The 12,065-nt window shown below is 74.7% G+C and carries 6 protein-coding genes; 3 read left to right on the top strand and 3 right to left on the bottom strand.

Annotation, left to right across the window (positions count from 1 at the left end):
- Positions 1-67: 67 nt before the first annotated feature.
- Entirely contained in the window at positions 68-1,486 is a 1,419-nt protein-coding gene (locus tag OZ948_11580) for a wax ester/triacylglycerol synthase family O-acyltransferase (protein MEB2345371.1), read from the bottom strand.
- Positions 1,487-1,650: 164 nt separating this feature from the next.
- On the opposite strand from OZ948_11580, the gene OZ948_11575 reads away from it, so the two are divergent.
- The 3 genes from OZ948_11575 (at position 1,651) to OZ948_11565 (ending at position 4,459) form a co-directional block, all read left to right on the top strand.
- A complete protein-coding gene (locus OZ948_11575) occupies positions 1,651-2,214 on the top strand; it encodes a carboxypeptidase-like regulatory domain-containing protein (GenBank protein MEB2345370.1) in 564 nt (187 codons plus the stop codon).
- Positions 2,215-2,280: 66 nt separating this feature from the next.
- Positions 2,281-3,243, top strand: a complete 963-nt coding sequence (locus OZ948_11570) for a hypothetical protein (GenBank protein MEB2345369.1) — start codon at positions 2,281-2,283, stop codon at positions 3,241-3,243.
- A 4-nt stretch (positions 3,244-3,247) separates the two neighbouring features.
- Positions 3,248-4,459 carry a hypothetical protein gene (locus OZ948_11565; protein ID MEB2345368.1) on the top strand — a complete coding sequence of 404 codons (1,212 nt, stop codon included), beginning with the start codon at positions 3,248-3,250 and terminating at the stop codon, positions 4,457-4,459.
- 73 nt (positions 4,460-4,532) lie between these two features.
- On the opposite strand, the gene OZ948_11560 is transcribed toward OZ948_11565, so the two are convergent.
- Both OZ948_11560 and OZ948_11555 read right to left on the bottom strand, forming a co-directional pair.
- A complete protein-coding gene (locus OZ948_11560; protein MEB2345367.1) occupies positions 4,533-7,391 on the bottom strand; it encodes a 2-oxoglutarate dehydrogenase E1 component in 2,859 nt (952 codons plus the stop codon).
- Between the two features lie 142 nt (positions 7,392-7,533).
- Entirely contained in the window at positions 7,534-12,042 is a 4,509-nt protein-coding gene (locus tag OZ948_11555; protein MEB2345366.1) for a protein kinase, read from the bottom strand.
- Positions 12,043-12,065: the final 23 nt, after the last annotated feature.

The following is a 12,065-nucleotide window of genomic DNA, read 5'->3' as shown; positions in this document are numbered from 1 at the left end:
GGATAACGCGCGGTCCCGACGGAGCAAGGCGGCCAGCACCGTCCGCCGGACGACAGCCCGCTCCGCGCTAGTCGGCGGCGTCGGCCGCCTCGCCCAGCTCGCGGAAGGAGGCGTCGATCGCCACCACGAAGTCGTGCAGGTCCGGGAACTGCTCCCAGTCCGCGTTGAAGCCCCAGTACAGCCCGCCGCAGTAGCTGAACAGCGCGATGCCCAACCCCTGGCCCTCGAAGAGCGGCGCCATCGGGTAGGTCTCGAGCATGCGCGCCCCGAGCAGGTAGAGCGGGACCTGCGGGCCCGGCACGTTGGTCACGATCAGGTTCGAGAGCCGGTTCGCAAACGCCAGCCGCGCGGCCAGCGCCGCCAGCGTGGGGGCCGTCCACTCCGACACCGACGTCAGCACCTCGGCCCCGAGCGCCTGCTTCGACTCCTTCAGGTCCGCCGTGACCTCGTGCACCGCCGCCAGGCACTGCGCCGGGTCGCGCTCGGCGATCGGCAGGCGCGCCACGATCGAGGAGACGCGGTTGCCGAGCGCGCCGCGCTCCTCGGCGCTGCGCACCGACACCGGACAGAAGGCGCGGAAGTCCATCTCCCGCTGCCGGCGCAGCGGGATGCCGCGCTGCTCGAGGAAGCGCGAGGCCGCGCCGGCCACGGTCGCCAGCACGACGTCGTTCACGGTGCCACCCAGCCGGTCCTTGACCCGCTTCACCTCGGCGAGGTCGAAGCCCACCCAGTCGAAGCGCCGGTGTGGGCCGATCGGGCGGTTGAAGGGCGTATCGGCGGCCGGGGAGAGCGCCGCCGTCAGGGTCTGCGCGAGCCCGCCCGCGATCTCTCGCGCGCGCTCCCAGGTGACCTCGGGCTGGCGCAGCGCCGCGACCGTCGCGCCGGCCAGCGCGAAGGGCGTCGTGGCGCGCCGCCACGCGGCGTCGCGCAGCAGCGTGAGCCTGCCCGGCGGGGGGTTCGGGTACCAGTCGGGGCCGGGCTCGAACTCCTTGTCGGGCGTCGGTGACAGGAGCACCGCCAGCAGGTCCACGCCCGAGATGCCGTCGACCATGCAGTGGTGCGTCTTGCACACGAGCGCGAAGCGATCGTGCTCGAGCCCCTCGACGACCCACATCTCCCAGAGCGGCCGATCGCGGTCGAGCGGCTGGGACAGGACGCGCGCGCACAGGCGCTTGAGCTGGCGCTCGTCCCCCGGCGCGGGCAGCGCGGTGTGGCGCACGTGGTAGTGGACGTTGAAGCGGTCGTCGTCCACCCAGACCGGGTGGCTCTCGATCGGGATCCAGGCGAGGCGCTGGCGGTAGCGCGGGATCCGGTACAGGCGCGCCTCGACGTAGGCACGGATCGTGTCGATGTCGACGCCGCCCTGCGGCGTCGCCAGCGCCCCCCGCTCGAACAGGAAGGCGCCGGCCACGTGCATGTGCGTCGTGGGGCCTTCGAGGTCGAGGAAGCTGCGATCCTGGGCCGAGAGCCGGTCGTAGTGCGTCACCCTGCAACCCTTCGACCCACCCCCCGGACCTAGGATGGCGGACGTTCCGGACCCGGTCCACGCGCGGCCGGCCGGCCGCTGCACGGGGCATGCAGCACGCACAGCCGGGCCCGCGCGGCCCGGGGCGCGCGCACCGAACCTCCCTCCGGCGTATGATCGCCGCCGTGCAACGTGCACGAGCCGCGCCTTCGCGTCCCCGCTGCCAGCGTTCGCGCGGGGCGCAGGCGCTGGCGGTGGTGGCGCTCGCGTTCGCCGGCTGCGTGCCGGGAGGGGGCACGTGCCGGCTGCCGGCCGTCGAGGGGCGCGTGGCCGACGCCGGGACGGGAGCGCCGATCGCGGGGGCGACGGTGATCGAGTGGTGGCACGGGGCCGGCGTGGGCGGCGCGCCCCAGCCCACGCGGCACGCGCGCTTCGCGACCAGCGACGCCCGCGGGCGCTTCGCCTTCCCGGCGCAGTGGGCGCCCGACCCCCGCATGTGGGTGACCCGCGTCTACGCTCCCGCGTACGGCTTCGTGCACCCCGCCTACGGGTTCGTGCGCGGGCCCGGCGCGCACGACGCCGGCGGTGCCCTCGTGCTGCACGGCTCGCTCGCCGACGCGCCCGCGCGCCGCTCCGACCTCGAGGTGTTGTGCACCACGCCGCCCCGTGAAGCGTGGCAGCGCGAGCTGGCCCGGCGCGCCTGCCCTGCGCGCACCTCCGATCCCCCGGGTGCGACACGAAGCCGTTGATTCCGGTGCGTGGCCGCGCGTAGGATGGCCCCGCGGTGCAGGGGTGCACCGGAGGAGGGGAAGTCCATGGGCTGTGTTCGTCGCGGCATCCGGGGACCCGTGCGTCCCGAAGAGCGCCCGGACCCGAACGGGAAGGGGCTCGCCTGGCTGGCTCCCGCGTGCGCGGTGCTGGCGGTCACGATGGCGATGATCGCCGCCGGGCCCGCGCAGGCCGGCAAGGGGGGCGACAACGCGGGTACCTGCGTCAGCGCCTGTGGCGGCTACGGCGCGGGCGACAACGGCAACGGCTGCTGGTGCGACGCGGCCTGTGCGAGCCAGGGCGACTGCTGCGCCGACTACCAGCCCGTCTGCAACAACAACACCGGTTGCGTGGCGAACGCGAACCGCCGCTACATCCTGCACCTCGGGGGCATGTGCTCGCAGGGCTGGAACGACCGCTATGCCGCCGCCAGCGGCTATACCTCGATCGACGTGCGCGCCGTGCAGACCAACCACTCGGGGCTCTCCGACTCGAGCTACACGCTCGGCCGCTACCTCGACCAGTGCTGCACCGGCTCGAACGCCTGCTACGTGCTCAACTACAGCGGCGGCGACGCCGTCATGGGCCACCGCTTCGCCAACTCCTCGACCAACTGGAACGTGTTCTGGGTGGGCACGAGTGGCGGCGCGGGCGGCGGCAGCGAGCTGTCGGGAAACCTCCTGGCCGACGTCTTCGGCCCCTGCGACTACGCCGGCCACCTCGGCACCAGCGAGGTGCGCAACGCCTACAACCACAACGACACCAACGGCAAGACCGTCTACCACGTCGGGGGCTACGACGGCTGGTGGTACTCCTCGTGGCTGCTGCCGGGCGAGGACGACGGTGCGGTGGCCTTCCACTCGGCGGGCGCGCGGACCAGCACGGCGTCGACCAGCAACATGTGCTCGACGCCCAAGTGGACGAACCACGCGGCCGCCTGGACCTGCAGCGGCTACGACCTCGACCACTACGAGATGAAGACCAAGTTCATCACCAACATGGGGTGGTGAGGATTTGGGCGGACGCGAGGCAGGACGGACGCGCCGGCGCGCCGGCGCGCTCGTCCTGCTCGCAGCGCTGGCGACCGGCCTCGGCGTCTGGTCCTGGCGTTCGCGCACGCACGCACGCCTGAGCGCGCCGCTGGCCGTGTCGGCCGCCCCGCCGCCGCCCGCATCCGGTGCTGGCGCGACGGCACCGGGGCGGGCGAGAAGGCGCCCGGCCCCGGCGCCCGAGCCGCTCCCCGAGCCGATCCGCCGCTTCCTCGAGGCGACGCCCTATCCCGCGAGCTCCGGGCGCCTCACGCGCGCGCACGAGGACCTGCTCTTCCCGAACCGCCGTCACGAGCGCCCGCGTCCGATCCCGGACACCGCCGGCGCACCGCCCGGCGAGCAGGTGACCTGGCTCTTCACCGCCGACCACTGGGCCTACGTCGGCCCCGACACCGTGCACGCCTGGCTCGAGGTCCGGCAGGGGGAGGCGGCGGTGCCGGTCGAGGTCGTCGCGGCGAGCGCCGTGCGCGAGGGGCGGTCGGGCCCCGTCGGCGAGCCGTACCCCCTCGTGTTCCGTCCCGAAGGCGATCGGCTCGTGACGGAGCTCCCGCTCCACCGCTTCGCGGACCACCACGGGGCGATCCTGCTCACCGTGCGCTTCGCGTGGGCGCCCGGCCGCGAGCACGAGGACGCGCTGCGGATCTTCTCGACGCCCGCCGACCGCATCCCCGGCCGCTTCGCGAGCGTCCACGACAGCCTCTACGAGGGGAGCCTGCGCATCGGGGTCGGCATCGATCTCGACCAGGCCGGCTTCTACCGCTTCGACGCCAACGTCTACGGAGCCGACGGCGAGCCGCTGGCCTTCGCGAGCTTCAAGGGCGAGCTCGCGCCCGGCGCCCAGACCGTCCCGCTCGACGTCTACGGCAAGATCCTGCGCGACGCCGGCGTGCCGGGGCCCTACACGATCGGCGAGGTGCGCGGCTACCGCTTCCTCGACGGCCGCTTCCCGGACCGCGAGGAGCTGCTGCTGCTGCCCGGGCGCCACAAGACGAGGCGCTACCCGCTCGACGTGTTCACGAACGCATCCCACGTCGACGCCCACGAGCTCCACATGGTGGAGCTGATGCGCGAGGACCTGGCGCGCGGGGTCGCGGTCGTGGTCCCGCCCCGGCCCGGCGGGACGGAGGCGCCGCCCGCCGCGGCCCGGAGCGGGGCAGCCGCACCCGCGCAGCCCTGACGGCACGGACCGCGATCGGCGGTCACGCGGGCCCCCGCCCCCCGAAGTCCGCTGGTGGGGGTGCCCGCCCTCTTCAGGGCGCCGGCGAGACGTCGTCGCCGAAGGCCTGGGCGATGAGCGCCGACTGGCGCCGGCGGTGCACGCGCATCGAGCCGCCGGCCGGGGCGGCGTAGGCGAGGCGCCCGGCATAGCCGAGCGCGCGACCGGCCGGGAGCAGGGGCTCGATCCGCTCCTGCACGAAGCTCCACGCGCCCATGTTGCGCGGCTCCTCCTGCACCCAGGTGAAGTGCTCGGCGCTCGCGGCGAGGGGCGCCAGCGCGCCGGCCAGCGCCTCGGCGTCGAAGGGATAGAGCTGCTCGAGGCGCAGGATCGCGACGTCGCCCGGCTGGCCCTCGCCGAAGCGCTTGTCGCGCTCCTCGAGGAGCTCGTAGTAGATCTTGCCCGAGCAGAGCAGGACCCGGCGCACCTGCTCCGGGCGCGCGAGCGGGTCGGCGAGCACGGTCTGGAAGCGGCCGTCGGCGAGCGCGGCCGGCTTCGAGGTGGCACGCGGCGCGCGCAGCAGGCTCTTCGGCGTGAAGACGACCAGCGGCGCGCGGTAGTTGCGGCGCATCTGGCGGCGCAGCACGTGGAAGTACTGCGCGGGGGTGGTGCAGTTCACCACCTGCAGGTTGTCCTCGGCGCAGAGCTGGAGGTAGCGCTCGATGCGCCCGCTCGAGTGCTCGGGGCCCTGTCCTTCGTAGCCGTGGGGCAGCAGCAGGACGAGGCCGTTGATCCGGCCCCACTTGACCCCGGCCGACGCGACGAACTGGTCGATGATGACCTGGGCGCCGTTCGCGAAGTCCCCGAACTGCGCCTCCCAGAGCACCAGGGTCATCGGGTCGGTCGAGGCGTAGCCGTACTCGAAGCCGAGCACCGCCGCCTCGGAGAGCAGGCTGTCGTAGACCTCGAAGCGGCCCTGGCCGTTCGCGAGGTGCGCGAGCGGCGCGTACTCGGCTTCGCTGCTCTGGTCGACCAGCACGGCGTGGCGGTGGCTGAAGGTGCCGCGCGAGGAATCCTGCCCGGAGAGCCGCACCGCGTAGCCCTCGAGCAGCAGCGAGCCGAAGGCCAGCGCCTCGGCGAAGGCCCAGTCGAGCTCGGCGCCCTCGGCGATCGCCTTGCGCCGCTTCTCGAGGAAGGGCACGAGCTTGCGGTGCAGCTCGAAGCCGGGCGGCACCTCCGCGAGGCGCTCGCCGATCTGCTGGAGCCGCTCGATCGCGACACCGGTCTCGAGCGGCTCGCGCGGCGCCCGGCGCGAGAAGCCGGTCCACGGCCCGCCGGGCTCGTAGGGCTCGTCGGGCCCGGGCGGCCGCGTCTTGATCGTCTCGAGCGCGTGCAGGAGCTGCTCGTTCTCCTGCTTCTCCATGCGCTCGGCGTCCTCGCGCGTGATCACGCCGGCGGCGAGCAGCGACTCCTGGTAGAGGTGCCGGACCGGCTGCGTGCTGCGGATCTTCTCGTAGAGCAGCGGCTGGGTGAAGCTCGGCTCGTCGCCCTCGTTGTGGCCGTGGCGCCGGTAGCAGACCAGGTCGATCACCACGTCCTCGCCGAAACGCTGCCGGTACTCGAGCGCGAAGAGCGCCACGTGCACCACCGCCTCCGGGTCGTCGCCGTTCACGTGGAAGACGGGCGCCTGGAGCATCTTGGCGACGTCGGTGCAGTAGAGGGTCGAGCGCGTCTCGGCAGGCGTGGCGGTGAAGCCGATCTGGTTGTTCACCACCACGTGGATCGTGCCGCCGGTCGAGTAGCCCGCGAGCCGCGACAGGTTGAGCGTCTCGGCCACCACGCCCTGGCCGGCGAAGGCGGCGTCGCCGTGGATCAACAGGGGCACGATCGTGCGCCCGCGCCGATCGCCGATCGACGCCTGCTTGGCGCGCGCGCGCCCCTCGACGACGGGGTTCACCGCCTCGAGATGGGAGGGGTTGCCGGTGAGCGAGAGGTGGACGCGCTGGCCCGAGCGCGTGCGGCGGGTGTTCGAGAAGCCCTTGTGGTACTTGACGTCGCCCGAGCCGAAGGGCGCCGCCACGTTCTCGATGTCCTCGAACTCGCCGAAGATCGACTCGAGCGACTTGCCGAGCACGTTCGAGAGCACGTTGAGCCGCCCGCGGTGGGCCATGCCGAGCGTGAGCTCGCGCACGCCGTGGCCGGGCGCCGCCTCGACGACCGCGTCGAGCAGCGCGATCAGGGTCTCGGCGCCCTCCAGCGAGAAGCGCTTCTGGCCCAGGAACTTGGTGTGCAGGAAGCGCTCGAAGAGCTCCGCCTCGGCGAGCCGCTCGAGGATACGCAGCCGGTCGTCCTTCCCGAACAGGCTGCGGTTGCGGCTCTCCTCGAGCCGGCGCTGCACCCAGACCTTGCGCCCGGGGTCCTGGATGTGGGTGAACTCGACCCCGACCTTGCCGCAGTAGGTCTCGCGCAGGAGCGCCAGGATGTCGCGCAGCGGCTGCACCGGGCCGCCCGGCAGATCGCCGGCCAGGAACGGGCGATCGAGGTCGTCGTGGCCGAGCCCGTAGTGGCCGGGGTCGAGCTCGGGGAAGTACGAGTCCCGGCGGCCGCCGAGCGGGTCGATCTCCGCGATGCGATGGCCGCGCGCGCGATAGGCGTGGATCAGCCGCAGGACGCGCGCGTGCTTCTCGGCGGTGCGGCGGTCCAGGCGGGCACCTGCGGCCGACTCCTCGGCGTCGAAGACGGCGGCCCAGGCGGGGTCGACCGAGCCGGGATCGCCGGCCCAGCGCGCCTGGATCTCCTCGACCGCGGCGGCGTTCACCCCGAAGTCGGCGAGCGCGCCGGCGCTGCCCGCGTCGAAGCGGATCGGCTCGAGACGCGCGGGTTCGGGTGGGCGGTCTTCGGACTCGTACTGTGCGGAGTCGGCGGCGGCGGGCGCGGCGCCGGAGCGGTCCATGTTGGTCGGGATCCTCGCGAGGGGAAGGCAGCGACGGCTCACCGGGGAGCGAGCAGGTTACAGCAGCGTCATCGGCACTTCCACGGCGGTCCTGAGCCCGTTCCGCCCGCGCGGCGCCGTCGCCGGGTGGCCGGGGGACGGATCAGCCGGCGAGCTGCTTCGCGGCGCGCTGCAGGCGGGCCGCCACCTCGCCGGCCGAGCCGATCCGGTCCTCGGGCGCCTTCGCCATGAGCCCGTGGATCAGATCGACCAGCTCCGCCGGCGCCTCGGGGGCCTTCTCGCGGGGATCGGGCACGGGGCTCTCGCGATGGTGGCGCGCGATGTCGCCCTGCCGGAACGGCACCTCGCCCGCCAGCAGCTCGTAGAGCGTCACCCCGAAGGCGTAGAGGTCGGCGCGGTGGTCGACGTCGTGCCCGGCGGCCTGCTCGGGAGCCATGTAGTAGGGCGTGCCGCCCACCACGGTCGCGGCGCGGCGCACCTCCTCGGCCATCTTGGCGAGCCCGAAGTCCATGATCTTCACGACCTTGTCGCGCGTGAAGAACAGGTTCGAGGTCTTGATGTCGCGGTGGACGACCCCGTGCGCGTGGGCGTAGTCGAGGCCGACCGCCGCCTGGCTCCCGATCCGCGCCACGTCGCGCGGCGAGAGCTTCCCGCGCCGGGCCAGGATCTCGTGGAGCGGGAAGCCGTCGAGGAACTCCATGGTCAGGAAGTAGGCGTCGCCTTCCTGGTCGGCGTCGTAGAGCGTCACGATGTTGCGGTGGTTGAGCGCGGCGGCGGCGCGCGCCTCGCGCAGGAAGAGGCGCACCGCGGTCGGGTGGTTGCGCAGGTTGTCGGGCAGGCGCTTGAGCGCGACGATCCGGCCGAGCCGGCGGTCGCGCGCCTTGAACACGACGCCCATCCCGCCGCGGCCGATCTCGCCGAGCAGCTCGTAGCGGCTCTCGGCGGCCGCCGCGCCGCGCACGATCGTGCTGCGTGCCTCGGCGACCGTGCGCTCGCTCTCGAGCGCCTGGCGCAGCGAGTCGACGCGCGTGGCGGCCTCGGGCCAGTGGAAGTCGCGGGCACGCACGGACTCCCAGACGGTGATCGCCTCCGCGATGCGACCCGACCGCTCGAGCGCGTCGCCGTACTCGGCGAGCAGCTCGAGCGGTGCGGCCTCGGCGCCACCCACCGCGGTCACCGCCTCGTCGAGCTTCTGGGTCGCCAGCTCGGGCTCGCCGCGCTCCGCGAAGACCCTGGCGAGCATCCGGCACGCCTCGCCGTAGCCGGCGTCGCGCAGCTCCACCATCTGGAGGTTGCGGATCGCGCGGTCGGCGTCGCCCAGCTCGAGGGCACACTCGGCGGCATCGAGGTTGCGGGCGAGCTTCTCCGAGAGGTCGCAGCACTTCTCGGTGTTGGAGGCGGCCCGCCAGCAGTCGAGCGCGTCCTCGTAGCGGTAGAGCTCCTCGAAGAGACCGGCGGCACGCGCCGGGTCGCCGGCCGCGCGCCAGGCCTCGGCGGCCTTGGCGAGGTTGCCGGCCTGCTCGTAGAGCTCCGCGGCGCTGCGCGGGTCCGGGCCTTCCGACGCCAGCGCCGCAGCGTCCTCGAAGCGCCCGGCCTCCTGGAAGCTGCGCGCCGCCTGCTGGACGTCGCCCTGCGCCGCGAAGAGCTCGCCGCGCACGCGCGCGGCCGCCGTGGCCTGCCCCGCGCGCTCGAGCGCGTCGGCGGCGACCGCGAGCTGGCCCTGCAGGTACGGCTCCACCGCCTCGGCGCAGCCGCTGAAGAGCAGCGCCGTCTCGTCGTGGATCTCGATCACGAGGGCGGCCGGCGCGAAGCCCTCGATTCCGATCTCTCGCTCGAGCACCCGGTCGCCCGCGCCCACGAGGATCCGATGGCGGCCGGGTGCCAGCGGGAGCAGCGCCTGGCCGACGCGGGCGTAGCGAAGGCTCGCGGGCTGCCCGCGCAGCGCGACGAGGGCGCGCGGCACCGGTGCCTCGCCGTCGAGGATGGTCAGCTCGAGGGCGGCTTCCTTGGGCCGGAAGTCGAAGTCGAGCCGCGCCGTCTTCCCGCGCCCGACCTGGACCACCTGCTCTTCGAAGTAGTTGCCCACGACCGCTTCGCTGGCGGGGTCCTGGAGCAGTCCGTGGACCTGCACGTAGTAGCGGCGCGCCGGCAGGAGCTTGAAGTGCGTCTCGCGGCCGACCATGCGGCGCTGGTAGCGCCCCATCATGCGCATGCGGCGCAGGAAGCGCGCCTCGCTGCCCGCGCCGCCCTGGCGTCCCTTGCCGGCCGGCTCCGAGCGGCGCGAGAGCTTGATGCTGAAGAAGCCCTTGCCGAGCGAGGCGTACTGGATCCCCACCACGAGCCCGCCCCAGCCGCGCAGGAGCGGAAGCGCCGCGAGCGCCAGCGCGAGGGCGGCGACCGCGAGCGCGCTCGGATTCCACTGCGAGAGCTCGGCGGCGGCGCCCGGCACGCGCGCCTCGTTGCGGAAGCGGCGCACGGTCGGCTCGAGCTCGCCGATCCCCATGCGGAGCTCGATGCGCAGCGTGCCGCCCCCGGCGTCGGCGAAGCGCACCGTGGCGACGGCGTCGCTCGCGAGGGCCGCGTTCAGGCGCGCCACGGAGGCGGGGTCGCCGGCGCCGGCGCGCAGGGCCTGCTGGTCGGGTGCCTCCAGCTCGGCCGGGATCTCGCCCGGCGCGACCACCACGTATTGCTCCGCGAGCGCCGCTGCGAGCAGCCGCTCCACCGCGGCGCCGTCGATCCGGCGCGGCCGGAGCCAGCGCAGCCAGCCTTCACTCGCCGCGTCGTGCGCCGGCGCGAGCAGCGCCACCACCTCGATCGGGCGCTCGCGTCCGGCGAGCCGGGTCGGGAAGGTCGCCACCAGGTCGGCGACGGAGGCAGCCGTGCGGAGCGCGTCCTGTGCAGCGCCGTCCGCAGCCGCCGCGAGCGTGTCGGGCTCCGCAGCGAGCGCTCCGACCTGGCGCTCGGCGCGCGCGCGCAGCCGGGTCGCCGCCTCGGCGTTCCCGCGCTGCTCCTCGACGGCGGCCCGCTCCTCGAGGAGCGTGGCGTCGTCGGGCTCGAGGAGCGCGGCCTCGGCGAGGAGCGTTGCCGCCGCCTCGGTCTCGCCGCGTTCGGCGCGCAGCGCGGCGGCCTCGCGCAGGAGCGGTGCGCCGCGGCGGCGCGGGTCGCCTCCTTCGAGCGCGGCGAGCGCACCGTCGATGTCGCCCATCGAACGCAGCAGCCCGGCGAGCAGGACCCTCGACCCGGCGGCGCGGGGCTCGACGGCCACCGCCTCGCGGAGCAGCTCCACCGCGCGGCCCGACTCGTTCTCCTCGCGGGCGATCTCGGCGAGGCCAACCAGCACGGCCGGGCGCTCGGGCTCGAGCGCGCGGGCCTGCTCGAAGGCCTGCTTCGCCCCGGCCACGTCGCCCGCCCGGCGGCGCGCCGAGCCGAGCACCTCGAGGACCGATGCGTCGGCGCCCCCGAGCTCGACCGCGCGCTCGGCGGCGGTGCGCGCGCGCTCGGATTCGCCCATCGACGCGTGGAGCAGCGCGGATGCACGCTGGGCCGCGGGCTCGAGGGCGGGATCGGCTGCGCTCGCACGCTCCAGGTGCGCGGTGGCGAGCTCGTCGTCGAAGCGCGCCCCGGCGAGCTCGGCGACGCGCAGGTGGAGCTGGGCGAGCGCAGGCGCGTCGAGCCCGGGGAGCTCCGTGAGCTCGCCGAGGGCGCCCGGGTCGGCGTCGGGCGGCAGCGGGGTCGAGAGCAGGGCCGCCAGCTCGGCGCCACGCCCGAGCTGGAGCAGCGCGCGCAGGCGGCCCACCGCAGCGGTGCCGGAGGTGGGATCGAGCGCGAGCACCCGCTCGTGGAGCGAGAGCGCGCGCTCCCACTCGGAGATCTGCTCGGCGGACTCGGCCGCGGCCAGCACCAGGGCGGGATCCCGGGTCTCGGCAAGATGGGCGCGGAGCCAGAGGCGGGCGCGCTCGCCCTGGCCCCGGGCCACCGCGAGGCGCGCGCGTTCGCCGAGCGGCAGCGTCTCCGAGGCGCCGAGGGCCGCGATGCGCTCCTGGAGGGCGCGCGCCGTCGGCGTGAGGCGCGTGCCGAGCTCGAGCCACGCAGCGGCCGGCCGGCCCGCGCGCAGGTGGGCGAGCGCACGGCCGTAGCGATCGAGCTCGGTGATCCTGGGCAGATCCAGCGCGGGCGGCGCGAGCCCCTGCTGCGAAGCCAGCGCGCCGGTCGCCTCGGCGAGCGCCTCGCCGAGGCTCGCAAGCGGGGCCTCCGCGCGCGCCGATGCCTCGAGCGTCCCGGCCTGGAGGTCGACGAGCAGCAGCCGCACGCGCGCCTCCCCGCCGCGCACCTGGAGATCGAGCGTCCAGCCCCGCGCCGCGCCGTGCACGCCGGCGAGCGCAGCCATCGTGGCCGCGTCGGGAAGTGCCGCGCCGCGGCTCGCGTCGAGGCCATCCGCAGCGACGAACTCGGGCGACGACTCGATGCCCGCTTCGACGAGGCGCTGGCGCACCCACTCGGTAGCGCCGAGCGCGACCCACTCGTAGCGCGCGTCGGCGCGCGGCGGCAGGACGAGGGCGGGGCTGCGGACCGCGCGCGCAGCAGCCGGCGCGAGAAGCGTCGCCGCCACCGCAAGCGCGAGGAATGCCGGACGGGTCGTGCTGCTCGCCACGGCGCTCGGATCGGCGAGACCCG

The organism is Deltaproteobacteria bacterium, assembly GCA_035063765.1.
Classification (GTDB): domain Bacteria; phylum Myxococcota_A; class UBA9160; order UBA9160; family PR03; genus CAADGG01.
The sequence above is the reverse complement of the archived record's forward strand: the minus strand, read 5'-3'. Positions and strand labels throughout refer to the sequence as shown.

Coding starts and splice junctions, on each gene's coding strand:
- OZ948_11570 (MEB2345369.1), top strand. CDS start 2,281: ATGGGCTGTGTTCGTCGCGGCATCCGGGGACCCGTGCGTCCCGAAGAG.
- OZ948_11560 (MEB2345367.1), bottom strand. CDS start 7,391: ATGGACCGCTCCGGCGCCGCGCCCGCCGCCGCCGACTCCGCACAGTAC.